Annotated in this window: 32 protein-coding genes and 1 pseudogene; 16 read left to right on the forward strand and 17 right to left on the reverse strand. The window is 66.9% G+C overall.

Annotated features, from left to right (window positions below; translation table 11 throughout):
- Positions 1-154: 154 nt before the first annotated feature.
- Positions 155-307, reverse strand: a complete 153-nt coding sequence (locus OG520_RS39805; protein WP_266773561.1) for a hypothetical protein — start codon at positions 305-307, stop codon at positions 155-157.
- A gap of 112 nt (positions 308-419) precedes the next feature.
- Here OG520_RS39805 and OG520_RS39810 point away from each other — a divergent pair, with 112 nt between their 5' ends.
- The 4 genes from OG520_RS39810 to OG520_RS39825 all read left to right on the forward strand — a co-directional run bounded on the left by OG520_RS39810 (position 420) and on the right by OG520_RS39825 (position 2,540).
- Entirely contained in the window at positions 420-725 is a 306-nt protein-coding gene (locus OG520_RS39810) for a DUF6247 family protein (RefSeq protein ID WP_331747617.1), read from the forward strand.
- Positions 722-982: a hypothetical protein gene (locus OG520_RS39815; RefSeq protein WP_331747620.1), complete on the forward strand. Its 261-nt coding sequence runs from the start codon at positions 722-724 to the stop codon at positions 980-982. The genes OG520_RS39810 and OG520_RS39815 overlap by 4 nt, the downstream gene beginning before the upstream one ends.
- 126 nt (positions 983-1,108) lie before the next feature.
- The gene (locus tag OG520_RS39820) at positions 1,109-1,306 is read left to right on the forward strand and encodes a hypothetical protein (RefSeq protein WP_331747623.1); all 198 of its coding nucleotides are present in this window, start codon (positions 1,109-1,111) and stop codon (positions 1,304-1,306) included.
- 88 nt (positions 1,307-1,394) lie between these two features.
- Complete coding sequence (locus tag OG520_RS39825; RefSeq protein WP_406016688.1) at positions 1,395-2,540, forward strand: hypothetical protein; 1,146 nt, start codon at positions 1,395-1,397, stop codon at positions 2,538-2,540.
- A 102-nt stretch (positions 2,541-2,642) separates the two neighbouring features.
- On the opposite strand, the gene OG520_RS39830 is transcribed toward OG520_RS39825, so the two are convergent.
- Entirely contained in the window at positions 2,643-2,837 is a 195-nt protein-coding gene (locus OG520_RS39830; protein ID WP_331747630.1) for a hypothetical protein, read from the reverse strand.
- A 147-nt stretch (positions 2,838-2,984) separates the two neighbouring features.
- On the opposite strand from OG520_RS39830, the gene OG520_RS39835 reads away from it, so the two are divergent.
- Positions 2,985-3,584, forward strand: a complete 600-nt coding sequence (locus tag OG520_RS39835; RefSeq protein WP_406016689.1) for a hypothetical protein — start codon at positions 2,985-2,987, stop codon at positions 3,582-3,584.
- A gap of 38 nt (positions 3,585-3,622) precedes the next feature.
- On the opposite strand, the gene OG520_RS39840 is transcribed toward OG520_RS39835, so the two are convergent.
- From OG520_RS39840 to OG520_RS39850, 3 genes are all read right to left on the reverse strand, one after another.
- Positions 3,623-3,808 (reverse strand): IS3 family transposase, encoded by a 186-nt coding sequence (locus OG520_RS39840; protein ID WP_406016690.1) that lies wholly within the window; start codon positions 3,806-3,808, stop codon positions 3,623-3,625.
- Between the two features lie 43 nt (positions 3,809-3,851).
- Entirely contained in the window at positions 3,852-4,964 is a 1,113-nt protein-coding gene (locus tag OG520_RS39845; RefSeq protein WP_406016691.1) for an IS110 family transposase, read from the reverse strand.
- A 186-nt stretch (positions 4,965-5,150) separates the two neighbouring features.
- Positions 5,151-5,876 carry an IS3 family transposase gene (locus tag OG520_RS39850; protein WP_331747636.1) on the reverse strand — a complete coding sequence of 242 codons (726 nt, stop codon included), beginning with the start codon at positions 5,874-5,876 and terminating at the stop codon, positions 5,151-5,153.
- A gap of 70 nt (positions 5,877-5,946) precedes the next feature.
- Between OG520_RS39850 and OG520_RS39855 the strand changes: the two genes are divergently transcribed.
- Positions 5,947-7,077, forward strand: a complete 1,131-nt coding sequence (locus OG520_RS39855) for an IS30 family transposase (protein WP_406016692.1) — start codon at positions 5,947-5,949, stop codon at positions 7,075-7,077.
- On the opposite strand, the gene OG520_RS39860 is transcribed toward OG520_RS39855, so the two are convergent.
- The 5 genes from OG520_RS39860 to OG520_RS39880 form a co-directional block, all read right to left on the reverse strand.
- Positions 7,066-7,371 (reverse strand): transposase, encoded by a 306-nt coding sequence (locus OG520_RS39860; protein WP_331747639.1) that lies wholly within the window; start codon positions 7,369-7,371, stop codon positions 7,066-7,068. The genes OG520_RS39855 and OG520_RS39860 overlap by 12 nt on opposite strands.
- A 438-nt stretch (positions 7,372-7,809) precedes the next feature.
- Positions 7,810-7,938 (reverse strand): hypothetical protein, encoded by a 129-nt coding sequence (locus OG520_RS39865; RefSeq protein ID WP_393668959.1) that lies wholly within the window; start codon positions 7,936-7,938, stop codon positions 7,810-7,812.
- Positions 7,939-8,058: 120 nt separating this feature from the next.
- Complete coding sequence (locus tag OG520_RS39870) at positions 8,059-9,375, reverse strand: ice-binding family protein (RefSeq protein ID WP_331747645.1); 1,317 nt, start codon at positions 9,373-9,375, stop codon at positions 8,059-8,061.
- Between the two features lie 238 nt (positions 9,376-9,613).
- Positions 9,614-10,372, reverse strand: a complete 759-nt coding sequence (locus OG520_RS39875; RefSeq protein ID WP_331747647.1) for an IS6 family transposase — start codon at positions 10,370-10,372, stop codon at positions 9,614-9,616.
- Between the two features lie 477 nt (positions 10,373-10,849).
- On the reverse strand, positions 10,850-11,308 hold the full coding sequence (locus OG520_RS39880) for a hypothetical protein (RefSeq protein ID WP_331747650.1): 459 nt from the start codon (positions 11,306-11,308) through the stop codon (positions 10,850-10,852).
- Between the two features lie 73 nt (positions 11,309-11,381).
- On the opposite strand from OG520_RS39880, the gene OG520_RS39885 reads away from it, so the two are divergent.
- The 3 genes from OG520_RS39885 to OG520_RS39895 all read left to right on the forward strand — a co-directional run bounded on the left by OG520_RS39885 (position 11,382) and on the right by OG520_RS39895 (position 14,958).
- The gene (locus OG520_RS39885) at positions 11,382-11,780 is read left to right on the forward strand and encodes a hypothetical protein (protein WP_331747653.1); all 399 of its coding nucleotides are present in this window, start codon (positions 11,382-11,384) and stop codon (positions 11,778-11,780) included.
- 267 nt (positions 11,781-12,047) lie between these two features.
- Positions 12,048-12,857, forward strand: a complete 810-nt coding sequence (locus OG520_RS39890) for an IPT/TIG domain-containing protein (protein ID WP_406016693.1) — start codon at positions 12,048-12,050, stop codon at positions 12,855-12,857.
- Between the two features lie 1,417 nt (positions 12,858-14,274).
- Entirely contained in the window at positions 14,275-14,958 is a 684-nt protein-coding gene (locus OG520_RS39895; RefSeq protein WP_331747661.1) for a hypothetical protein, read from the forward strand.
- 10 nt (positions 14,959-14,968) lie between these two features.
- On the opposite strand, the gene OG520_RS39900 is transcribed toward OG520_RS39895, so the two are convergent.
- The 6 genes and pseudogenes from OG520_RS39900 to OG520_RS39925 all read right to left on the reverse strand — a co-directional run bounded on the left by OG520_RS39900 (position 14,969) and on the right by OG520_RS39925 (position 17,743).
- Positions 14,969-15,214 (reverse strand): hypothetical protein, encoded by a 246-nt coding sequence (locus OG520_RS39900; RefSeq protein ID WP_331747664.1) that lies wholly within the window; start codon positions 15,212-15,214, stop codon positions 14,969-14,971.
- A gap of 94 nt (positions 15,215-15,308) precedes the next feature.
- Positions 15,309-16,007, reverse strand: a complete 699-nt coding sequence (locus tag OG520_RS39905; protein ID WP_331747667.1) for an iron-containing redox enzyme family protein — start codon at positions 16,005-16,007, stop codon at positions 15,309-15,311.
- A gap of 130 nt (positions 16,008-16,137) precedes the next feature.
- Entirely contained in the window at positions 16,138-16,695 is a 558-nt protein-coding gene (locus tag OG520_RS39910; protein WP_331747669.1) for an EF-hand domain-containing protein, read from the reverse strand.
- A gap of 168 nt (positions 16,696-16,863) precedes the next feature.
- Positions 16,864-17,091, reverse strand: a pseudogene (locus OG520_RS39915) (TetR/AcrR family transcriptional regulator); the annotation flags it as partial.
- Between the two features lie 263 nt (positions 17,092-17,354).
- On the reverse strand, positions 17,355-17,510 hold the full coding sequence (locus OG520_RS39920) for a hypothetical protein (protein WP_266425206.1): 156 nt from the start codon (positions 17,508-17,510) through the stop codon (positions 17,355-17,357).
- Complete coding sequence (locus OG520_RS39925) at positions 17,510-17,743, reverse strand: hypothetical protein (RefSeq protein WP_331747674.1); 234 nt, start codon at positions 17,741-17,743, stop codon at positions 17,510-17,512. The genes OG520_RS39920 and OG520_RS39925 overlap by 1 nt, the downstream gene beginning before the upstream one ends.
- 340 nt (positions 17,744-18,083) lie before the next feature.
- On the opposite strand from OG520_RS39925, the gene OG520_RS39930 reads away from it, so the two are divergent.
- The gene (locus OG520_RS39930; protein ID WP_406016694.1) at positions 18,084-18,299 is read left to right on the forward strand and encodes a hypothetical protein; all 216 of its coding nucleotides are present in this window, start codon (positions 18,084-18,086) and stop codon (positions 18,297-18,299) included.
- A gap of 170 nt (positions 18,300-18,469) precedes the next feature.
- Here the strand turns inward: OG520_RS39930 and OG520_RS39935 are convergent, their stop codons facing one another.
- Positions 18,470-18,868, reverse strand: a complete 399-nt coding sequence (locus OG520_RS39935) for a hypothetical protein (RefSeq protein WP_266425202.1) — start codon at positions 18,866-18,868, stop codon at positions 18,470-18,472.
- Between the two features lie 173 nt (positions 18,869-19,041).
- Between OG520_RS39935 and OG520_RS39940 the strand changes: the two genes are divergently transcribed.
- From OG520_RS39940 to OG520_RS39965, 6 genes are all read left to right on the forward strand, one after another.
- Positions 19,042-19,578 carry a TnsA-like heteromeric transposase endonuclease subunit gene (locus tag OG520_RS39940; RefSeq protein ID WP_406016695.1) on the forward strand — a complete coding sequence of 179 codons (537 nt, stop codon included), beginning with the start codon at positions 19,042-19,044 and terminating at the stop codon, positions 19,576-19,578.
- 65 nt (positions 19,579-19,643) lie between these two features.
- On the forward strand, positions 19,644-19,808 hold the full coding sequence (locus OG520_RS39945; RefSeq protein WP_406016696.1) for a hypothetical protein: 165 nt from the start codon (positions 19,644-19,646) through the stop codon (positions 19,806-19,808).
- A 28-nt stretch (positions 19,809-19,836) separates the two neighbouring features.
- Positions 19,837-21,089 (forward strand): IS3 family transposase gene (locus OG520_RS39950; protein WP_331747682.1). Its coding sequence is split into 2 segments (ribosomal slippage): positions 19,837-20,119 and positions 20,119-21,089, totalling 1,254 coding nucleotides; the frame shifts between segments, so codons are not numbered across the junction.
- Positions 21,090-21,157: 68 nt separating this feature from the next.
- Entirely contained in the window at positions 21,158-21,661 is a 504-nt protein-coding gene (locus OG520_RS39955) for a hypothetical protein (RefSeq protein ID WP_331747685.1), read from the forward strand.
- Positions 21,662-21,772: 111 nt separating this feature from the next.
- Positions 21,773-22,273 carry a hypothetical protein gene (locus OG520_RS39960; RefSeq protein ID WP_331747688.1) on the forward strand — a complete coding sequence of 167 codons (501 nt, stop codon included), beginning with the start codon at positions 21,773-21,775 and terminating at the stop codon, positions 22,271-22,273.
- A 179-nt stretch (positions 22,274-22,452) separates the two neighbouring features.
- Positions 22,453-22,683, forward strand: coding sequence for a DUF6087 family protein (locus OG520_RS39965; RefSeq protein ID WP_331747691.1), 231 nt, complete (start codon positions 22,453-22,455; stop codon positions 22,681-22,683).
- Positions 22,684-22,686: the final 3 nt, after the last annotated feature.

The raw sequence follows: 22,686 nt of genomic DNA on the forward strand, positions 1-22,686 counted from the left end.
CATGGATATCGCCTGCCCTGACTGCAACGCCGCGCCGAGCTCGCGCTGTAAGCCGCGGGGCGGCCACCCGCATCAGGTGCGTGTCAGGCAGTTCAGGCGCCGATTCCCGGCCCGCTGAATCGCACCGTCCGCTCCGGGCAGGGTGTTGTTCCGGTCAGTCGTCGGGGGTGGTGTTGACGGCGCCGCATGACCAGCAGTTCCATTCGCCGGGTAGTTCGTAGTGGGTCGTTGTCCAGAACCCTTTGGGGCGGCCTTTGATGTAGTTGGTCTCCCAGCAGTCCCAGCACTCGAACTCGAAGTCCTCCATGTGCCAAGGATGACGCCGCCGAAAGCCGGTTGGGGCTCGATTACGGCAGAACGCAGCAAGTGGTGGCGGCGACGGCGCTAACGTGTCGAACAGGACCTGCCTGGAGGAACCCATGAGCGCCCAGCCCGAGTACGCCCCCGCACCGCCCCCCGCGCCCGCACCCGGTGCGGCTGCCCAGCTCCTCGCACGGATCCGTACCAACCACCGCGCCGACGCCTGGGTGCCGGCCTTCGAACGGGACTGGGGCAAAGCGCTGGAGGACTCGCGCGCCAGTTACAGCCTCACGCCGCTCCACGAGGTCGTCCGCACCTGGCAGATTCGGCTGGACACCGCCCCGGCCGTGGACGCGTTCATCGATTCCGGCATGGACGACAGCGGCTTCGTGGCCCTGGAGGACGTCCTCGAACCCCGCCCATGAGCAACAAACCGTGGCCCGCCAGGCTGTCGCCCCAGGCAGCCAAGACGCTCAGCGACCTCCCCGATCACGCCAAGGAGATGCTGCGCGACCTCCTGGACATCGCAGCCCGCTCCCCCTGGGGCTTCCCCCAGTGGAACGCCAGCGATCCGGAAGACGAGGACGTACGGGCCGCCTCGGTCGGTCAGCTCAGCGTCATCTACTTCCTCAACCGCCACCAGCGGCACCTGTCCGTACTGGACATCGTCCGGCTTGGGTAGCCACTCACAAGCCGACGCTCACGGCTCTGCCCTCCCACGACCGTCTGCATCGAGCAGGACGGATGCGCTCGGCTGCGGAGCGAACCCCTGGACTGAGACGCTGAGTTGATACGAAGGTGAGGCTTCATGCGGGGGGACAAGCGGCAGATCCAGACAGCTGTCCTCGGCGGCGCGGACTCGGAGGAGCCGTTGATGCTGCCGATGGAAGCGATCGAGCTGGATGCATTCCGCCGCGCTCACGAGGACAACACCTTTTGGTGCGGGACTCTGCTCGGCGGCTGCGGCGGCCAGTTGACCACGAAGCTATACACGGACCTTCTCTGAACTAACTTCGCAGCTGTCGGCGTACACGTGAACGGGCTCTGGCGCTGATCTTGTGACGGCCACAGCCGGCAGACATTAGGGATGCCCAGTGGTGGTCGAGGATGATGCGGGGATGACTGATCAGGGCTCCGCCGCAATTCCGGCGCTGGTATTCGATGAGGAGCACGTATCCGTGCTCGTCGGTGGCTCGGTGAGCGCGGGGCGCTTCATGGTGGGGGGTGCCAGCATCGTCATAGGCCAGGCAGGGACGGTGATCACCGTGGAAGCGGGTGACTCGCCCGCCAGGAGCGGTGTGTGGAGTGCAGAGAAAGTTCGTCTGATCGGGCCCGCACCGGCTCCGGTCACAGAGCGGCTGATGGGATCGCCCTGGGCCGCGGACGAAAGCTCGTTGCAGATCCACATTGCGGTCCGCCTTGGAGAAGAGGCCCTGTACCTCGGCACTGCCAAGGTGAGCCAGGCCAGCACGTCCGACGCCGTTCTCACTAACTGCGAATTGCGCTTTGAAGCACCCCTGAGTCGACAGCTCCTCAACCGGGTACGCCCACCGCTTCCCGCCGTAGACCTGCCGGGTCTGGAGTGGCTCAGGAACATGAAGGGTGACCGTGCGGCAGCGCTGGAACAGTTCATCAACGGCTGGTATCCAGACGCAGACGCCACCGAACCACCTGCCACCTGCTTTCCGTCGTGCCTGCCTGCTGGACTGAGGCAGCTGTACCAGCTCGCGAAGCAGCGGCCGAGCGCCCTCGGAACCCAGAACAGCATCCTGCCCGAGCCAGACCTGCACACCGACCACCTGGGGGAGATGCTCGTCTTCGGCGTCGAGAACCAAGGAGGCTTCTTCTGGTCACTCCTGTGGACCCTCGACGGACCTGAGGCCGATCCGACTGTCTGGTTCCGTGAATTCGACGAGGAACCGATCGCCGAACAAGAACCGCTCAGCGGCTTCCTGATCCAGTTCTCCCTCTTCGAGGCTTCCATGAGTGCCGACTACCGGGCGCTGCCGCGCAGACTCACGGCAGCACAGGTCGCTCGACTCACCGAAGCGCTGCACCTTGTGCCCCTGCGTCCCTTCTGGCCGTGGGCACCCACTCACTTCTACGTGGCCCCCGGACTCGTCGTGCATGTCAGCAGCGAGGACGGCGAAGAATTCGATGTCTGGGCCGGCGCCACCCACCGAAGCGCCCTGGCACCGCTAGCCGACCTGCCCGTCGACTGGATCCGCTTCGACGGCTGACATCACAAGATCAGCGACAGAGTCCGTTCATCCGTACCTGAACACCTCAATGAGTACGCGGACAGCAGGGTCCGTTGGCTTGTCGCCAGGGTCGCAAACGGGTCATTGATCACCAGCTCTGAAGACTGGAATCCCCAGGTCGACGGTCATGCTCCGCCTGGCGTCCTCGGTGTCTAGCTGTGCGATCTTGCCCTCCGCGCCGGCAAGGCTGACCTGGAGCCCTTCGATCTCGCCGAGCCATCCCTCCCGCTCAGCTTCGATGGTGCGGGCGACGAGGGTGTCGCGGATTTCGATCAATCGGTGCCGCTGGGCGGGCTCGGGCCTGAGGAGCGAGCAACGAATGCAGGCTTCTCTGAACCTGCTTCTGTTCCCTCCGAGCTGGTCCTGCCGCTCGTTGACGGGGGTGGCAGGTCCGTCGAAGCATCAATGCCCGATCATGGAGCGGTGAACAGAAGTACTCCCGGCCTTGATCTCGAAGCGCTCTCTGCCTTGTGGCAACGGCAATGGCCTGCGCCGCAGCAGGACATCCCAATGCGCCGGGCCTATCCCGACCGATGGGTGCGCTTTCATAGCCTCCCCGGATCGAAGCGATACCCGGACGACGAGACCGAGTACAGCATTCTCCTCGAACGCCATCACACGCTGCTGGTCGAGCTGGGGCCGAACGACAACGAGCTGTATGCGGTCACCCGGGAGTGGAACGGAGACCCTGAGCCTGTCACGCGCATGGCGGACCTTCAAAGGGTCGACCCGGATGCCCAGCACTGGGGCAGTTGGGTTCATGACGACGACTTCCCGGATGACATCCTCTACGATCACGCATACATCAGTCGTCGTCCGCGTAACAGGCAAGCTCTTGATCCGCTTCTGCGGCTCGTGGCCGACGAGGTGATCGCAGGAGTTACCCTGGCCCCGCGCGATCTTCGCTGGCTCTATCACCCCTATGACGGTGGCGGGGATGTGTTCGCGCCCAGCGCCGCGGTCCGGGACGCTCTCAAAGCTGCGCACCCCGACTGGCTGTCCGCGCATCCCAGCGGCATGTGATGTCACGTCTGTCAATCCCCTCGAATTGTGGAGATCTTCTAAGCGGCCAGTCCCAAGGCGGAGTTGGCCCGGTGGTCGTGCTCGTAGTCGATCGGACTTCGATACCCACACACGCTGTGTAGTCGCCGAGTGTTGTAGAAGCCGGTGATCCAGGTCGCGATCCGCAGCCGGGCCTCGGTGCGGGTGGCGAACGTGTGCCGGTGGACATATTCGACCTTGAGCACGCTGTTGAACGCCTCGCTGACGGCGTTGATGCCCCTATGGATGTCAAGCGGAGTCTCGGGCTGGTCCCGTGCGGTCTGCCGCGGTGTATGTGGGGACGATGAGCCGGTAGATCTCTCGTGCGACGTACCGCTTGAGGCAACGGATGATCTCGCGGCGCGTCCTGCCCTCCGCGAGGCGTCGCCGCATGTAGTCCTGGGTGCGGCCCTCCCAGCGCAGGCGGCTGAGGACGAACCGGAAGAGGGCGGCGTTGGCTTGGCGGTCGCCGCCTCGGTTGAGTCTGCGGCGCTGAGTCTTGCCGGAGGACGCCTCGACCGGGCTGGTGCCGCACAGGGCGGCGAAGGACGCCTCGCTGTCGAGACGTTCGGGGTTGTCACCGGCCGCGATGAGCAAGGCTGCCGCGCTGTCCGGGCCGACGCCGTGGACGTCGAGCAGACCAGGAGTACTCGCTGTTACTGCTTCGGCTATCCGCTTGGTCAGGTCGTTGATCTCCTCGGTGAGGTTCAGGATGCGGCGGGCCAGCAGTCTCAGGGTGTGACGCGCGGCCCCTGCCGGCCCGGGGATCTCCGACTCCGCGAGTGTGGCGCACTGCTGGAACAGCTTCGGGTTGCTCAGCCCAGCCAGGGACTCGCGGAGCTCGGCGTTGGCGCAGACCAGGACGCTCTTGAGCTGGTTGATGGCCTGGGTCCTGGACTTGATCGCGGACCCTTTGGCCAGTTTGAACAGTCGCAGCATCTCCACCGGGCCGTCGCTCGTCTTCGCTGCGGCCGTGGCCCGACCGGACAGCACGGCGCGGGCGGCGGCTTCGGCATCGATGGCGTCGGTCTTGCCGTGGCGCCGTCGGGCGGCCTTGTCGGGTTGGTTGACCTCGGTCACCTCGATGCCCTCGGCCTGCAGGCGCCGTGTCAGGGCGGCCCCGTAGGAGCCGGTGCACTCGACTCCGGCGCGCCGCAGTATGCCGAACGAGCGGGCCCAGGCAACGAGTTGGCCATAGCCATCGGCAGTCGTCGGGAAGCTCCGGCCGTCCAGGGAGACGCCGAGCGTAGTGATGACGGCTGCGGCGTGAACATCCTTGTGGGTGTCGACGCCGAGGAGGACTTCCTCGGCGGCGTCGGCAGGGATGTGACACGGGGCCGTGGACTGCGTGATGCTGGGCAAGGTCGCCTGTCTCCTGATCGCCTCGGGTAATGGTGGCCGTCGCCGAGGCGGGGCGGTCAAGACTGTGACGGTGCCTGTCGCGAAGGCCTCTATCGGGACACGTCCCCTGCCCGGCGGTAGCGAGTACCGCTCCAGGCAGTGGCCGACAGATCAACGCCAAGGCAACAACGCCAGTCGAAGCACGGGTCAGGCCACCGCCCGAAGCGGCACCTGATCATCCTCACAGTCGAAGCAGCTGCCGGTCCGCCCCATGCTTTGCCGACACTCCAACTCGCCGATTTTCATGCGGAGTTGGCCGGAGGTGTATTCCGATCCGCGGTCGCTGTGGATCACGCAGCCGGGCTCCAGGCGGCCCAGCGCGGCAGCCATGTCCAGGGCATCGACAACGAGTTCGGCACGATGGTGGTCGGCCATCGAGTAGCCGATCACCTCCCGGGTCGCCAGGTCCAGCCACGCGGCGAGGTAGAGCCAGCCCTCGGCGGTGGGGATGTAGGTGATGTCCCCGACGATCTTCGTACCGGGGCGGGTCGCGGTGAAGTCCCGGCCGATCAGATCCGGCGACGGGGCGGCCCTGGTGTCGGCCTTGGTCAGGCCGCGGCGTCCGGTGCGCCGGCTGTGCCCGGCGATGCCGTGCTCCCGCATGACCCGCTCCACCCGCTTGCGGTTGACCAGTCGGCCCTGCCGGCGCAGTTCGGCGGTGACGCGCGGGACGCCGTAGTTCCGCCGGGAAGCCAGGTGGATCACCGTGATCTCGTGGGCCAGGGCCTCATCTGCCTGCCGCCGCGCTTCGCGGGCCTGCCGCCCGGCCACCCACGCGTAGTACGTGGAGCGGGCGGTCCTCATCACCTTGCACAGCAGCGTGACCGCATAGTTCGCCTTCTCCGCGTGGATGAACCGGCATATATTGCTCACCGGTCGCTCTCCTTCACGAAGAAGGCAGTGGTGAGGTCAATGGGTCGGTGCAACATCCCAGGTAGAACGGTTGCTGGAGTGTTGCTGGGTGGCGAGGATCGGGCGTCCGGGGTTGTCGCTGAGCGAGATCGGGCGTGCGCTGGGCAAGGTGCCCGGGTCAATCCACGGGGTGGTCGCGGCGAACGGCGGTTTCGTCCCGGCGGCCAGGACTCGGTCGGCCGGAGTGCTGTCGCTGGCGGAGCGGGAGGAGATCTCCCGAGGTCTGGCCGCCGGTGACTCCTTCCGGGCGATCGCGGGCCGGCTGGGTCGGGCACCGTCCACGGTCAGTCGCGAGGTGGGGCGTCACGGCGGGCGTGAGAGGTACCGGGCCGCTCGCGCGGACGAGGGCGCCTGGAGCAATGCCCGGCGCCCGAAGTCGTGTCTGTTGCAACAGAGTCCGGCCCTGCGGGACACGGTCGCGGGCAAGCTGAAGGAGGACTGGTCGCCGCGTCAGATCGCAGGCTGGCTTGCCCGCGCCTTCGCACCCGAGGACGGTATGTACGTGTCTCACGAGACGATCTACAAGAGCTTGTTCATCCAGGCCCGAGGCGTACTGAAGAAGGAGCTCGTCTCCCATCTGCGCCGCCGACGCACGATGCGCCGCTCGAAGAACGCCTCCACCGCCGGTCAGCAGCGCGGCTGTATCCGCGACGCGGTCTCCATCCACGAGCGTCCGGCCGAGGCCGAGGACCGGGCTGTTCCCGGCCACTGGGAAGGCGACCTGATCACCGGTGCGAAGAACAGCCACATTGCCACATTGGTCGAACGGCACTCCCGCTACGTCATGCTCGTCCGGGTCGCAGGCAAGGACACCACCAGTGTGATCTCCGCACTGAGTCATCAAGTCCGTTATCTGCCCGACGGGTTGATGACTTCACTGACCTGGGACCGGGGTACTGAGCTGGCCGACCACAAGCGGTTCACGATGGCCACCGACGTCAAGGTCTACTTCGCCGATCCGAAAAGCCCCTGGCAGCGGGGATCGAATGAGAACACCAACGGACTCCTCCGCCAGTACTTTCCCAAGGGAACCGACCTGTCCGGATATACCCAGGCCGAACTGGATGCCGTCGCCCTCAAGCTGAACACCCGCCCCCGGCAGACCCTCGGGTTCGAAACTCCCGCTGATAGGCTCGCGGCAGCTGTTGCATCAACCGGTTGACTCCGCCGTCGCTTTTTTCAGGATCTCGATCGTCTTCGCCTGCTCGGCGGTCAGCTTCCGCAGCCGCTTCAGCTCCTCGTCCCGATCGTCGGCGGCCCGCCCCGCTCGCACGCAACCAGGTCCCGATCCGGTGTCCTGGGCAGCGCGGGCCTTCTTCACCCAGCCCCGCAGTGACTCCGAACTGACCCCGAGCTCCCGGGCGACCTCGGTCACCGTCCGTCCCGACGACCGCACGAGTTCGATCGCGTCCCGCTTGTACTCCTCCGAGTACCGCTTCGTGTACTTGCTTCCCACCTGGCACTGCTTCCTCTGGGCTCTCACGTCCCAGTCTCCAGGTGTCCACGATCAAGGGGAAGGTTCAGGACCGGCTCACCGCCGCGCTGGACGGCTCCCGGCTCGCCGACCGGCGGATCTCCGAGCTGGAGGCCGAACTCATCGAGGTGAAGGGCATGGTGCGCCAGCGACAGACCCAGCGGCTGAGGGTCAGGCGTTGCCGGGAGCCCAGCCGCCGCGTGACCGTCAGCGGTACTCCCAAAGGTTGTCGCGGGAGATCAGGTCGGTGTCCAGGCAGAAGACCAGGCCGTGGTGGTCGGAGGCACCCTTGGGCTGGTCGAGCAGACGGTAGTCGGAGACCGCGTCGGTCAGCGGCCCGCTGACCCATGCCTGGTCGATCCGGTCATCGGTGCCCGTGGGCCGCAGGAGCTCCAGGTCGCCCGTCTGCTGGTAGAGGCGTCAGGCGACGTCGACGTACCCGTTGTGGACGAGCTTGCGGGCGACCCGCCGGTCCGGCTCCAGACTCTGGCCGGGTTCGAGGTCGCCGTCGGGCAGAAGCGTGCGCGAGGCAGTATTGTACGGGCGCATCTCGGCAAAATCGGGCAGCGGACTGCGTGAGGACGCCGACACGGTGGGCACCACGACCGGAGAGGCATCTCGCTTTTGATCTGCTGCCGATGGGCAGAGCACCCGCAGTGTGTGATCGCGCTACCACGGGCGGGTGATCGTGTTGGTGTCCAGGGTGACCGATCCGTCGCGGGCCAGGGTCTGGCCGTTGACCGTAACGCCGGTGGTCACCGTGATCGAGATGGCGGCCAGGAACCTGCCGGCCAGGATGCTGTCGGTACCCAGGGTGCCTGAACTGCCGATCTGCCAGATGATGTTGCGGGCCGTGGCGCCGTTGACGAGGAGCACGCTGCTGGCGGTGGCCGTCGTCAGGGTTGATCCGATCTGAAAGATCCAGCGGGCGTTGCGGTCGCCCTGGGCGTCCAGTGTGAGCGTTCCGGTGAGTCCGATGGAGGTGGCGGCGTTGTAGACGCCGGGGGTCAGTGTGAGGCCGCCGAGGTCTCCGGAGATGCTGGCGTCGGGGATCTGGGCGGCGGCGTTGTTGTAGGTGGCGATCAGGTCGGCGTGGGCCGCGGTGGCTGCCGCGTCGGAGATGTGGATGGTTCCGGTGACCTGGCCGGGCGGGAACCCGGTGACGGACACTCCCGGGCTCACACCGAGGTCGCCGGTGACACTGGTGGCGCCGGTGTTGGTGACTGACGCTCCACCGAGTACCGCGAAGCTTCCAAGATACGTGTAGGCGTTCGTGGCGGTCGTGGTGCCGCCGAGGGTGGTGATGGAGACGTCGGCCGGGCCGAGGGCCCCGGCCGGTACCAGGGCGTCGATCTCGGTGTCCGAGGCGATCCGGTAGGAGGTGACGGGTGTGCCGTCGAAGGTGACGCCAGTGGTGTAGGAGAACGCGGTCCCGGTGATGACGACGAGGTTGCCGCCCCCGACCGGCCCGGAGTCGAGGGTGACGACGGTGAGGGAGGGCGGGGCGAGGTAGGTGTAGGTGACCGTGTCGGCGATCCCGCCTCTGGTGCGCACGGTGATCGTCACCGGACCTGCGGAGGCCGCCGCGGGGGCGGTCACGGTGAGCTGGCTGTCGGAGTCGACGGTGAATGCGGCGGCCTGCGTGCCGAATCGGACTTCGCTCGTGGTGCAGAGGTTGAGGCCGGTCAGGATCACGGTGTTGCCGCCTGCCAGGGAGCCGGCAGGAGGCGGGGTGATGCGGAAGGTGGGCGGCGGCAGGTAGTAGAAGGTGCCGACCACCCCCGTCCCTCCGGGGGTGGTCACGGAGACCGGGGCGGCGCCGTTGCCGGAGGGGGTGACGGTGGCGGTGGTGGTGTCGCTGACGACCGTGAAGCTCGCCGCCTTGCGGGGGCCGTAGCGCACGGCGGTGGTGCCAGTGAAGTGGCTGCCGGTGAGGGCCACCGCGTCGCCGCCGCCGGTGGAACCCTGGTTCGGTGAAACGGGCATGGGAGTGCTCCTTGGGACGAATCGCAGAGCCACCCTGCGGCCCGTCGGCCGCGATCGACCGTGCGACCAGACTGGAGCCCGGATGGCTCGGGAAGACCCAGGCCCCGCGGGTGGGGCTCGGACCAGTCAGAACGGTGCAGCGGCGGACGAGGCCGCGGGATGGTGCTGTCACGTTGTTGGGTTGCAGGTGCCTGACGGTGCGTCGTGGCCTGGTGGGGCTTGCGGTCCGGGCCTGTGGTCAGGCGGTGGTGGGCCGGCCGGCAGCGCCGGTGATCTGGTCCCAGATCGCGAAGCGGACGGTCATCTCGGCTCGGTGGTCGGAGGCTGTCATCAGGTGGCGGTGAGGGCGGAAGTGGGGTGAGATGCCGCTGAACGCGGACAGGAACCGCTGGGCCCCGCCGGCGGAACGGAATCTCTTCATCGCGCGTTCACGCTGCCGCGTGGGCTGGTGGGAGTTCTCCGCCCGGTTGTTCAGGCCCTTGTGGGAACGGTGTTCCACCGAGGGCATGACCTCGCGGTGCGCCGCGCCGTAGGAACGGAGCTTGTCGGTGACGACCACCCGCGGCACCGTACGGGTCTTCTTCATCAGGCAGCGGAAGAAACGCCTGGCCGCGGCCTTGTCCCGGCGGCTCTGCAGGAGGATGTCGAGCACGTTGCCGTCCTGGTCGACGGCCCGCCACAGGTACTTCTGCTCTCCGTTGATCTTCACGAAGACCTCGTCCAGGTGCCACTTGTCCCCGGGCCGTGGCCGACGGCGGCGCAGTCCGTCCGCGTAGGCCTGACCGAACTTGGCGGACCAGCGGCGGATGGTCTCGTAGGAGACGATGACGCCGCGCTCGAGCATCAGCTCCTCGACCTCGCGGAAGGACAGCGGGAAGCGGAAGTACAGCCATACCGCGTGCGCGATCACCTCAACCGGGTACCGGTGGCCCTTGTACGACGGCGACGCGGACGACACGAACGAATCCCTCCCCGGCACGACCAACCAGAAGATCATCCCACCCGGCCAGTCAACGTGACAGTGCCGGCAGGGGCGACTGGTCGGATCCAAGTCCTCTACGGGGGCGCCCATCGCGGCCATCCGGAACAAATGATGCCGAGGTCCGTCACGCATGGACGGTCGGCGAACAACGGTTCCGCGCTCCCCCGGAGAGGGATGGGCGGCCCACCGGTTCAATTACCCAAGTGACCCATACAAATGAAACATGACACAAGAGCCTTGACGGGTAGCCACCTGAATAGACGAGCGCACAGAGGGCGGATCGGCTGGCGCGCCAGGGGAAGGCGAATCCACCCCCTGTACCACCACGCGCGCGCCCCCATGGGAACCAGCACGCACCAGCTCTCCCCGATGGACGAACCTCGGCCACGCAGAGGCTGATCGGGAGGAACGACGACATGCCTGTGCAACAGCGACTGATCGAGAGCCTGCTCACACGACTGCCGGCGACCCAGATCACCGGCGCGTCGACAGTTACCCCACGCATCCAGCACGGTTCGGACGAGCAGGGCCAGTGACGGATAGCGGGGCTTCAGCAGATTCTCGCGAGGAACCGACTATTTTGACGAATTGCTCGTCAGGCTGCAGCGTGTCCAGGCCCGCACGGACGAGCGTGGCCTGCCAATCCTTGCTGCGGGGGCGCGCGACGCCGGTCGAACGCAGACCCTGGAGCAGGCGTAGTGGGCTGATCAGCGGCACAGGGTCTTCGTCGAGCTTCTTCACCCAGGCCTCGATGCAGTTGATCGTGGTGCCTTTGGGGTCGGCGCCGGGGAGATTCCGGATGGCTTTGACGTCGAGGTAGTCAATCACGCCCTTGGCGAGGGTGAGGATCTGGTTGTCCGTCTCCTGCCGTTCGCTGCTGGTGGGCATGTGCAGGCCGTCGAACGCGATCTTGTCGGCGGCGTCCCAGGGGCGGTAGATCTCTTGCCCCACGACTCGGGCCAGCGCGGTGCTGAACCGCTGTCTCGCTGTTGCCAGGCTGCGCAGGGGGTTGAGGGGGACCGTCGTGCCACTGGCCGAGGATGTCGCGCCGGAATCGGTCTTCGTCCAGCCCGCCGCTCGGAGCCTCGTTGAAGCTGAGCCAGTGGGCGCGCTCCGCACTGGGCAGGTCACGTCCAAGGTCTCCGACGCAGGCCTCGATGAGGCCTACCTTGTTGCGGCCGATGCTGATGCCCCAGAGCCCCAGGCAGGTGAGGCGGTTGCTGTCGACCTGGTAGCGGGAGGGCTCCGGGCGTCCGGCGAAGCTCAACGCGACCCCCCGCGCGGGAGCGCTCAGCGGATCAAGGACGACGCGGTCCCCGAGCAAGTCGCCGCGGAACTCGGCGTGAGCCGCTCCAAGCTGTGCCGGGAACCACGCAAGTACCGCGAAGACATGTCCGCGAAACCTGTCATACGGGAAAGCTGACCAGCTTGCCGGAAACGGCGTCGCCCCAGGTCATCGATATCCACTCGGTAAGGGCGAGGGATTCGCGCGCTCGGCCAAATGGGTGGCGAGGCGACAGCTCTCTTGTCATGCAATCAGCTGGGATGGGTTACTGATGTAACTCTGAACCTCTGGGCCGCCCATCCCTCTCCGAAGGGTGCGCTGCCATCGGCGTGTGCCGGGCCCCGCTCACGGTGCCTGGTGATTTCCGCGTCAGCGATGTCGCAACGCGCATCCTGCGTGGAGGAGATGCAACGGCTCGCACAACGTCTACGTTGCGTGAGGAATGCCATGCCTGTCTCTCCTGATCAGGGCACCACCGCTGGTGGCACCACAGTGACCATCACGGGCACGAACCTCGGCGGGGCAACCGCAGTGGACTTCGGCTCCAAGTCGGCCACCAACGTCATCAATGTCTCGCCCACCCAGCTCACCGCCGTCTCACCTTCGGGAACGGGGACGGTGGCTGTGACGGTCACGACCGCCGGCGGCACCAGCAACCCTGAACCGTTCTTCTACACGGGCCCGCCGTTGGTCGTCTCCGTCAGCCCCGACGCGGGACAGTTCAGCGGCGGAAACACCGTCACCATCACCGGCCTGAACCTGGCAAGTGCCAGTGCCGTGGACTTCGGGGCCAACGCGGGCACGATCACCAGCGTCAGCGACAGCGAGATCACCGTCACTGTACCCACGGCAAGCGGTGTCGGCACCGTTCCGATCACCGTGGTCACCGCAGGAGGAAGCACCGACGGCATCAGCTACAGCTACTTCGCCAACCCGACGATCACCGCCCTCGATCCCGCCTCGGGCCCGTCGTCGGGCGGCACGGCCGTCACCATCACCGGCACCGAACTGAGTTCGACCGAGCAGGTAGTCATCGGCCCCAACGCCATTCAAGCCGGCGGGCCAAGCGCTCCGTTCACGGTCGTCTCCGACACCGAGATCGCCGCTGTCGCACCGCCGAACGCAGCAGGCGCAGCTGACGTCATCGTTAAAACCCCCGGTGGCAGCTACAGCCTGCCCGGCGGCTACACCTACCTCACCGGACCAGGTATCTGACCCCCAACCGGTAAGGATTCCGGAGCCGGAGGCGCCCGCGAAGCCGTCCACGGCGCCTGTGGGGCCTTCGAGCGGGGCGTGGCGGCCCCTGGCGCAGTACAAGGCCCGCACGGGCTCTGTGAAGGTCCCGCCCACGTAGAGCGGCTGGAGGACGGGACCGAGGTCAAGCTCGGGGTGTTTCCGTCGAACGGCAAGAGCAGGCGCGCGAAGCTCACCGCGGACAAGCTGGCCGCGCTTGGGCTGGAGTGGGCGGCCTTTCGGAACAACGGCGGCGCCCGCCCCGGGGATGTGGCCCGGGGCGGGCGCCGTCGTTGTCAGCCGCAAACGGGGGCCTGTCGGATCGTGATCTCAGGCCAGCAATTCAGTTCATGCGAAGAGCGAGAAGTGCGATTCCTGCGGTGGCAGCGCGGTGTTGGTAGGCGCGGAGGCCGGGTGCTCCGGGGGGTGCGGGCTTGCGGGCGTTTCGGTGCCAGTGTCCGGTGAGGGCGGCGAGGAACGCGGTGGAGGCCAGGGGGTCTGTCGCGGTGGCGGGGTGTTCGTCCAGCAGGCGGGCGATGTCCTGCGGAGTGTGTCCGGCGAGGACGAGCTGGGGGCGAGAGAGACGGCGTCGATGCGTGCTCGCGGGCGCCGACGCGCGCGGCCCCGCCGTCGCGCGAGAGGGAGTGGCCGGCCACGGCGCCGGGGGGTCGGGAGATTACTGCGGTGTCCTCGGGTCGCCGGTCGTACGTCATCGCCCAACTCGCAAGAGAATAAGGGCATTTGGCCGTGATGCGCCTTTTTGTTTCGTATTCTTCGGATATGCGTCCATACGTTGCAGTTGAGATTGATGGTGTGCTCTCCCCGCACGGAGGGCCGCTGCCCGCCGGGTACACCGTGCACGAAGCAGAGTCGGCCGCCTGGCAGGGGTGGGCCGCGATGGTCTACCCGCGCCCGCGCGGTCTACGGCTCGCCCTGAACGCCGAGGTCGGCCGGGCCCTCATGGATCTTCCGGCGGACCTGGTCCTGGTCTCCTCGTACACCCCGGGCGAGCTGGAGCCGCTGCTGCCCGCCCTCGGGTGGGAAACGGTGCCGCCGCTGGTGCCGATGCGGCACACCGCGACCATCCACTACATGCGGGTAGAAGACCCCGGCCGGTCCCCCGACGCGGCGGCCGGCCTGCACTGGCGGGCTGAGGAGATCCGCCGGACCACCGCCTACCTCTCGACAGTCGGCCCGGTCCTCGCGCACGCCGTCAACCCGGCCGCCGGGATCACCGCCGCCGGCCTCCAGGCGCTGCGGGAGTGGGCACGGGGGTGCTGGCCAGGGCGAGGAAGAACTCGATGGCCGTTCTCCAGCGTTCGGTGCAGCGCCGGACCTTGCCGAAGTTGTTCACAGCGACCGTCTCGACCGGCCGCGCGTCTGGCTAGAGTTAGGCTGCATGCGCATTGGTAGAACTTTCCTGGGCATAGCCATGACCGCTCTCGTCACCGCGGGCTGCGGCGGGTCGGGATCGCATGACAACGCCTCCCGCCCTGCGGACACCGCGCCGCCGAAGAGCGGCAAGGAACTCCCCATCGCGATCACCTCGGCCGAGCCTGGACTCCTGACGGTGAAGACGCTGCTCGGCGCTCTGCCGCCGGAACCCACCGACGACGCCGCGTTCACCGAGCGGGTGCTGTGGACGATGCGTAAACACACCGTGGCCATGGCCGGGATACCGGGGAGGACCAGCGCCGCGTGCGAGGGCGACAAGGTGAGCAAAAAGCCGGGCGTGACCACACGGTGCACCGTCACCTACAACAGCGTGAAGGTCCCCTGGTCCATCCGTTTCGAGGAGCCGGCCGGTGACTTGAAACCGTACGAAATCACCAACGCGGGCCAGGCCGTGTTGACGGCGAAGTCTGTCTACGGCGAGTTCTGGAGGGAGTACAACCGGGTCAGCAAGCACCTACGCTGCGGAAAGGTGCCAGACCTCGAACTCGTCGCATACGGCCAAGACACCGGTCACCGCTGCCAGTACGCCTCGTCCATCGACGGCAAGGCCCGGTGGGTCAATGTCCCGGTGAGCGTGGGCGAGCGCGGGGTCATCTTCGACAACGGCCGCTCGCCGGAGTCTCCTTGAGGCGCGCTGATCACATGGGTGGAGTCGGTGCGCTGCTTGCCCCCGGCCGCCACCAGACCGTCACCAGCGACAACACCCCGGGCGGCAGGCTCGGCGCCCCGCGCACCCCGAACGCCTCGGCGAACGGCTCATCGACGAAGACCTCCGCGAGGTGGTGCCGCACCCGTATCGCCAGGCTCCCCCTGGGGAACGCCGCCCGCGCCACCACCACGGTCTGCTCCGGGATCTCCGGCAGTCCCACCGGCCGCATCGACATCCGTACCGCCTCCACGGCCGCACGACGGAAAGGCGACCTCGCGAACGATCAACGCGGACCCGCCCTCACCCCCGCAGTGAATTGGGCAGCAGAGTCAACGACCCAGTTCGGACAGATCGCTGTAGAGGCGGTTCAGCGCGTACGCGCCCAGGCCGAGGCCCTGGTCGATTCGGCGTCGTGCGGCTGGGTTTCGGTAGTGGGGTTCTAGCAGCAGGAAGAAGTCCTCTGCGTGTTGTTCGTCGATTTCGGAGTGGAGGCCGTAGTGCATCAGGTCGGCTTGAGCGACCCAACCGCGGTTCACAACCGCGTTGCCCGTGATGGCCGATACCGAGGCGAATGCGTACTCGATCGCGCCCATGCAGCCAATTCCTACCTGCGGGTCCTCCCACGTACACACCGCACTGAGAACGCTGTTGTACGCGTGGACGGCCGGCATCATCTTCAGGCCGTTCAGCCGTACGGTGTCGCTGCCGATGCTGGCCAGAAATCCGCGGAAGGTCTCGTGATGGAATTCCTGAGGGCGGAATCCGCCGTGTTCTTCCACGACATTGCCCAGGATTCCGATGCGATCCGCGGGGTGCTCGATCCGGGACACCAGCGCAGCCATCGGACGGGCGAAGTAGGTGACGGCGAAACCTAGTTGCTCCTGGCTTGCGCGGAAGTTCTCCAACGACATGCTTCCGTCTACCAGCGTTCGGAAGTAAGGATTGTTCAGGACACCGGTCTCGGCCACGATGTGCTTGGCGTGCGCTGTCACCAGCGGGGCCTTGGTTGTCTGCAGATGGGTGGTCACAGTCGATTCTCCTGGCGTGTTGTTCCTGAGCGCGGCTCGATGCGGGACCGGCGGAGCCCCTCTGATCGCCGGTGCCGAGTGGAATGAGCACCCGACGGCGGACGAGAGGACGCTGTCCGGTTCTGTCGGCTCAGGAACGCAGGGCTCCCAGGAGGCGGTGACCTCGGTCGTTCGGATCAGTCCTGCTGTGGAACACGCGAATGGCCGCTCTCAGCTCGTCAGTTGAGATGGAGCCGGAGCTGTCGGTGTCGATGTCGGCGAACGACACGTCGATGTCTTCGTCGCTCAGCGCGAAAGAGGACTGAAACAGGCGCTTGAACTCGGACTTGTCGAGTTCGCCGTCTCCGTCGACGTCGGCGGTGGCCACGAAGACCTTGGCGGACGGCGTGACAATCCGCGCGTAATCATCCGGCTTGTCCCCCAGGCTGACAAACCCGGCCAAGAATTCGTCGCGTGATACGACGCCGTCCCCGTCTGTATCCATAGGGACAAACAATCTCTTCCAGTACTCCAGAAGGGATCTCTGCAGCGCGCTGGCGGGGGCGGTTCCTGGCGTGAGCTTGAATTCCCGCGTCGTGCGGCCCACCCAGGCGTACACGTCGGTTTCGCTGACCCACCCGTCGCGCTCGCGATGGAACACGTTGTAGTAATGCTGGGCCTTGCTGTGGATAATGGATTTTTCCGGCATGCGAAGACCTCGAATTTTCTTGTGCGGTGGGCGAATCGAATACCCACCGCGACCCGGTCCACGAGCAATGACTCGTGAGCTCAGGGTGGCAGCGTTTCCCTTCCCGGGCGCCGGCACCAAAGCTTCACCACTCATTCGAGTGAGTAATTCGACCTGGCAGTTTCAGGTTCAAGGGCGTGGCGCCGGCGCGACCGCGATCCGGCGATGGATGTCCTCAAGCAGGTTCCGCATCGCTGTGCGGAAGATCTCAGTGTGGTGGTCACCGAGGAAAGAGGTATGCCGGAACACCTCAAGGGCGACGAGGCCATGCAGGTGTCCCCACGCGATCAGCAGGAGCGCGGTCACTGGGGGCGGCAGATATCCCAGGCCGTAATGCGGCAGCTGGTCCAGATAGGCCCCTGGATGCAGGCGGTCCACTGGGTCGCTGGGTCCGGGCTGTACCGGCCGCAGCGGCACGGTCGCGCGGGCCGCGCAGTTTCGGGCCGACGACGGTGCGGGTCGCCCAGGAGCTGGCGCAGCTGTTCCCGTGCCGTCCTGGGATCGAGTACCTGGTGCGGCGTACCGGGCTGTCGGAGCGGTCGGTGGAGTACCACCTGGGGATGCTGCGGGAGGCCGGGCTGCTCGCGTACATCGTGCGGGCACCTCGGCTCCTTCGCTGGTCAGACCTCGATGTACGCGACGACCACCGTGGTGTCCAGGGCGCTCACCCAGTACAGCAGGCGCACGTGCTCGACTTCGTCGGCGTACTCGCGCAGCCGAGGACCGGCGGATTCGGAGAACGCGATCCGGGCGCGGCGGCGGTGTTGGTGGGGCATCAGGCGACAGCCGGGCGCTGAGCGGCGAGGCGGGTGAGGTGGGCCTCGCGCAGTTCCTCCCACAGGGTGCACTGCTCGGGGTCGGGCAGGCCGTTGGTGGCGATGTCCTCGAGGACGACGGCGAACCGGTCGGCGTCGGCGCGGGTCTTGGCCGCGTACGCGCGCACCGCGTCGGCGGCCGCGGGCTCCAGCTGCCGGGCGGCGGTGTCGGCGGGGGCCGGCTGTTCGCTCATCGAGGGCTCCAGAGGGCAGAACTGGCGTGTGCCACCACGGTATCGCCGGGCAGGCGGGCCCGGGAGCACTCCGCAGAACCCAGGCCGTAACTACGCTCCGTGCTACTCACAAGTGCGCGGGAGGTTCAATCTTGAGTGTCACGCTCCACTCCCGAAAATGGCCTCTGGAGAGCCCATGTCCTCTGACAAGTGATCTTGGCCGTTTGTCAGGAGATTTTGACGACCAGCAGTTCCCTGCCACCTGATCTTGACCGATGGTCCTCTGTGAGTCAGGTGTCGTTTTGGTCGGACATCCCGTTGGGCCCCTTCCCGGCCTGAGATGATCAGCGGGACCGTACGAATGAACGCAGAGGTGGGGAACATGGTCGGCCTGGTGCTGCTCGGCGTCTTGGCGCTCGCCGCCGGCGGGTGTGCGTGTGTGGTGTGGGCGGAGCGTGGCGGGCCCCGCTGGGTCCGCGGCGTGGCGACCGTGACGCTCGCGGCGAGTGAGCTGGTGCGTCGCTCCGAGAAGAACCGGCGCCGGAGTCTGAACCGGACCACCAGCGACGGCGAGTAGGAACGGACGAAGCGGCCTGAACCGGGCGGTCAAAGTCGCCCGGCAATCGGTCAAGATCACTTGTCAGAGGTCAGCCCAACGGCCCCGAGAAACGGACAAACAGGGGCGGATTCGTGGCAGCGTGACACATAAGATCTGACATCGCGAAGGGGCGTGACAGTCACCGTCCGTCAGCGTGACACTGGTTCTGGGCCCGCAGGCGGTCGGCCGGTGGTGGGGCCGGCCTGCTTCTGCCAGGCCGTACGCCAGATCGTCAGTTCGTCCTCGGTGTAACGGACGGTCTGCCCATCCAGCTCGCCCTCGGGCACCGGGATGCCGCGCTCCGGAGAGCGCCTGCGCAGATAGGTGCGCGCCGTCGGTGCCTTCCACGGCAGGATCCCCTTCTTCCACGCCTCCTCCAGCGAGTACCGGACCGGCACGGGGTGGCCGAAGGCATCGTTCGCCGACGGGGGCTGGCGGATCACGGGCGCCACGTCCGCGGCCTGCTGTGGCAGGGCCGGGCGGCCGGGTGGAACGACGGGACTCTGCCCGCACACGTGCGGCCGCTCCTGTTCGAGCAGCGGTTCCATCCCGGCCAGGATCCGGCGCAGGGGCGAACCCGGGGCGCCGGCCGCGGGGCCTGCGCCGCGAGCTCGGCCACGGTGGAACCGGCGGTACGCAGGCTCGCCACCCTGCGGTTGCGCACCTCCACCGCGACGGCGAGTTCCCGGGCACGTACTGGTCGGCCACCGTGGGCGGTCACGTGATCTACGAGTCGCGGCTGGAGCTGGGGCGGCTGCTGTTCGCAGACTTCGCTCCGGAGGTGCGGCACATCGTCGCCCAGCCGTTTCTACTCAAGGCCGACGTGGAGGGGAAGGTCCGCAAGCACATCCCGGACTATCTGCTGCTGACGGACGAAGGTCCGGTGGTCGTGGACGTCAAACCGCGCCACCGGCTTCAGAACCCGAAGATCGCCTTTACCTTCGGCTGGACGCGGGAGGCGGTCACGTCGCGCGGGTGGCGGTACGAGGTGTGGAGCGAGCCGGACCCGCATGTGCTGGAGAACGTCCGGTTCCTCGCCGGCTACCGCCGTGGCTGGCTGTTCGACCCGGACCTGGTGGCCGCCCTGCGGGCTGCGGACTTGGGCGGCATGTCACTGGGGGATGCCTTCAGGCTGCTGTCGGAGTGGCCACGGCCGCTGGTGAAGTCGGCGGTGCTGCACTTGCTGTGGTCCGGGTATGTGGCGACCGAGTTGGACCGGCCGCTGAGCGCGGGGCACGTGCTGCGGAGGCCTGTATGAGCGGGGCGGGGACGAGGCTGGGGGTCGGGTCCCATTTCCGGCTGGACGGTGAGACGGTCGAGGTCGTGGAGTTCGCCAGTTTGGTCACGGGCCTGGAGGTCGTCCTCAAGGACGGGCGTGACCGGCTGGCGCGGATGTCGCTTCGCGAGCTGCTGACCTCGGATCGCGCGGAGCTGATTCACAACGGATCGGGTCCGGCTTCCTGCAATGAACCGTTCCGGGTTCGATAGAGACTCGATTCCGTGAAAGGATTGAGTCATGGCACGTCCCTCCTCCTATCCCGTTGAGCTGCGCAAACGAGCGGTCCGTATGGTCGCCGAGGTCCGTGGTGACTACCCGAACGAGTCGGCCGCTCTGCGGGCGGTCGCCCAGAAGCTGGGCATCGGTTCGGCCGAGACCCTGCGGAACTGGGTGAAGCGCGACGAGGTCGACTCCGGGAAGCGTCCGGGGACGACCACGGAGGAGTCCGCGCAGATCAAGGCGATGAAGAAGGAGATCGCCGAGCTGAAGCGGGCGAACGACATCTTGAAGGCGGCGGCGTCTTTCTTCGCGGCCGAGCTCGACCGGCCACACACACGCTCGTAGCGTTCATCGACGAGCACCGGGCCCGCTTCGGCGGTGTCGAGCCGATCTGCCGCGTGCTCACCGAGCACGATTGCAAGATCGCCCCTTCCACCTATTACGCCCACCGCAAGCGCCTCCAGGCCCCGTCCGCCCGCACTGTCCGCGACGCCGAGCTGAAGCCGCTCATCCAGCAGATCTTCGAGGGCAACTACCGTGTCTACGGGGCCAGGAAGGTCTGGCGTGAGCTGCACCGCCAGGGCCACGTCGTGGCCCGGTGCACCGTCGAGCGCCTCATGCGCGAGCTCGGCGTCACCGGTGCCGTCCGCGGAAAGAAGATCATCACCACGATCCCGGACAGTTCCGTCGAGCGGGCACCGGACCTGCTGGACCGCAACTTCGTCGCGCCGGCCCCGAACCGCTGCTGGGTTGCCGACTTCACCCACATCAGCACCTGGTCAGGAGTGGTATACGTCGCCTTCGTCGTGGACACCTTCTCCCGCCGGATCGTCGGCTGGTCCGCCGCCACGTCGAAGCAGACCACGCTCGTCCTGGACGCCCTGGACATGGCTCTGTGGCAACGCGACCGCGACGAACACCCGCACCGAGCAGGCGAGTTGATACATCACTCCGATGCCGGGTCGCAATATACGAGTTTCCGGCTCGCCGAGCACCTGGACGCCGCCGGCATCGCGGCCTCGATCGGCTCGGTCGGTGACGCCTACGACAACGCCCTCATGGAGTCCACGATCGGCCTGTTCAAGACCGAACTGATCAAGCCCGGACGGCCCTGGCGAACGCTTTCCCAGGTTGAACTCGCCACCGCCGAGTGGATCGACTGGTACTGCCACCGTCGGCTCCACGGTGAAATAGGGCACATCCCCCCCGCCGAATACGAGACCAACTACTACCGCGCAACCACCAAACCCCAGGTCACAACCACAATCTGAAGTCTCTATCGAACCCGGAACGGTTCACACAGTTCACGGCGAAGGCCACACCGAACGAGGGAGAAGACGTGAGCACGAACGATCGTAGAGCCCGCTCCTTATGGGGCGCTCTGGCCGCAGGCCTGCTGGTCCTGACGGTCGGAGCGCCGGCATCGGCCGACTCGGGTCCTTCGGACGGCCCGGGGGAAGCCACGATCTCGGCGGGAGATCTCGGACCGGACCACCTGGTCACCTGCAGCATCAACGCGGCCAAGCCCAACTACAGCGGAACCACGGTCACCGCCGTTGGCTACATGAGTAGCTGCACGCCCAGCACGCCGGAGACCTGCCGGACGGAGACGGATCTCCTGCGCTACTACCCCGGACCCGGGACGTGGGAAGTCCTGGCGTCTGGGCCGGTGAACTATTCGTGCCCGCCTCCGAACCGCACCAGCACTGCGGTCCTGCAGAACTGTAAACCCGCTTCCGTCAACTGGACCTACATGACCCGGACCTCCGGGACCATCATCCACGACGGCAAGCCGACGGCCGGCCACGTGGACAGCTCCCTACTGAACGTCAAGTGCGTCTGAGATAGGGGCCAGCCGTCCCATCCACGGGTACATACTCCAAGGGGTGCAGCGACGCCTGCGCGTTGCTGCACCCCTTGGAAGAGGCTGCTGCCTCCAGAAGAAGGGGCGGAAATGACTGGTGATCTCCGAGAAAGTGCCTGGCGGTTCTGCACGGCGGTGAGTACACACCTGCGCGACCTGTGCATGCGAGATGCTGCGTTCCGCAGCGAGAACGCTCAGCGCTACCAGGACTGGCAGGTCGATGCCGCAGGCACTGATACCAAGGCTCGCCTACTGCTGTCGCTCGCGCTGTACTCCCTGATACTGGATCGCCGTCGTTCTGACGAGTCCGATTGGGAGCAGATCACGACAGCTGACATCCTCGAAGCGGTCGTGGCCAGGCCCATCCACGAGCTCTTCGCCTCTCTGCCGACCCTCGGCACAGAGGACGAAGGGCACGTCCAGGCCCTCAAGCTCATCAGCTATCAGTTCGGAACCAGCCTAGGCCCTTCAGCCTCAACCCATTACTGGGCATACCTCACCACAACGGTCGGCTTCTTCCTGGAACAGCTCGGCACAGCAACCTCAGAGGAATCACCCACCTGCAAGACCATCCTCTCCTCGGCTCAGTGAAACCAGCCCTGCGACACGTGCGCTTCCCGGGCGGGTGACGCAGGGCCCAGCCCAGGCATCAAGATCTAAGGAACTCGCCGCCGCCCGCCCGACGACGATCGCGGCCCGAGAGCATCGAGCGCATGGGCGAGCACTCCCGTCCCTGACCCTCGAACCAGCCGTCCCGCGCCGTCCAGCGCGTGGACGCCAACGACCCGCTTGCCGCGTACAACAAGCGGCGCCGGCCGCCGATGGGCATCTACCGCCGCCACCGTCCGGAGCACCGCGGCGGCCACCTCCGGCCCGACGAGCCACGGGTCCTGGAGGAGTGGGACGACTTCACCTACCAGGTGGTCGGCACCGCACCGAACCTCGCCAAGGCCCAGAACTGGGTTGCTGAGCTGGCGCTCGACGACGGCCCCGCCGCGTGACGC

The sequence above is a fragment of the Streptomyces sp. NBC_00984 genome (assembly GCF_045162475.1).
Taxonomy (GTDB): Bacteria; Actinomycetota; Actinomycetes; order Streptomycetales; family Streptomycetaceae; genus Streptomyces.

Excerpts from the sequence above, each read along its gene's own strand:
- OG520_RS39805 (WP_266773561.1), bottom strand. The coding sequence starts at position 307 with ATGGAGGACTTCGAGTTCGAGTGCTGGGACTGCTGGGAGACCAACTAC.
- OG520_RS39920 (WP_266425206.1), bottom strand. The coding sequence starts at position 17,510 with ATGCCCCACCAACACCGCCGCCGCGCCCGGATCGCGTTCTCCGAATCC.
- OG520_RS39930 (WP_406016694.1), top strand. The coding sequence starts at position 18,084 with ATGAACGCAGAGGTGGGGAACATGGTCGGCCTGGTGCTGCTCGGCGTC.
- OG520_RS39895 (WP_331747661.1), top strand. The coding sequence starts at position 14,275 with ATGCGCATTGGTAGAACTTTCCTGGGCATAGCCATGACCGCTCTCGTC.
- OG520_RS39890 (WP_406016693.1), top strand. The coding sequence starts at position 12,048 with ATGCAACGGCTCGCACAACGTCTACGTTGCGTGAGGAATGCCATGCCT.
- OG520_RS39865 (WP_393668959.1), bottom strand. The coding sequence starts at position 7,938 with ATGCGCCCGTACAATACTGCCTCGCGCACGCTTCTGCCCGACGGCGAC.
- OG520_RS39900 (WP_331747664.1), bottom strand. The coding sequence starts at position 15,214 with ATGTCGATGCGGCCGGTGGGACTGCCGGAGATCCCGGAGCAGACCGTG.
- OG520_RS39870 (WP_331747645.1), bottom strand. The coding sequence starts at position 9,375 with ATGCCCGTTTCACCGAACCAGGGTTCCACCGGCGGCGGCGACGCGGTG.
- OG520_RS39815 (WP_331747620.1), top strand. The coding sequence starts at position 722 with ATGAGCAACAAACCGTGGCCCGCCAGGCTGTCGCCCCAGGCAGCCAAG.
- OG520_RS39910 (WP_331747669.1), bottom strand. The coding sequence starts at position 16,695 with ATGCCGGAAAAATCCATTATCCACAGCAAGGCCCAGCATTACTACAAC.
- OG520_RS39925 (WP_331747674.1), bottom strand. The coding sequence starts at position 17,743 with ATGAGCGAACAGCCGGCCCCCGCCGACACCGCCGCCCGGCAGCTGGAG.
- OG520_RS39875 (WP_331747647.1), bottom strand. The coding sequence starts at position 10,372 with ATGATCTTCTGGTTGGTCGTGCCGGGGAGGGATTCGTTCGTGTCGTCC.
- OG520_RS39960 (WP_331747688.1), top strand. The coding sequence starts at position 21,773 with ATGACTGGTGATCTCCGAGAAAGTGCCTGGCGGTTCTGCACGGCGGTG.
- OG520_RS39810 (WP_331747617.1), top strand. The coding sequence starts at position 420 with ATGAGCGCCCAGCCCGAGTACGCCCCCGCACCGCCCCCCGCGCCCGCA.
- OG520_RS39935 (WP_266425202.1), bottom strand. The coding sequence starts at position 18,868 with ATGGAACCGCTGCTCGAACAGGAGCGGCCGCACGTGTGCGGGCAGAGT.
- OG520_RS39820 (WP_331747623.1), top strand. The coding sequence starts at position 1,109 with ATGCGGGGGGACAAGCGGCAGATCCAGACAGCTGTCCTCGGCGGCGCG.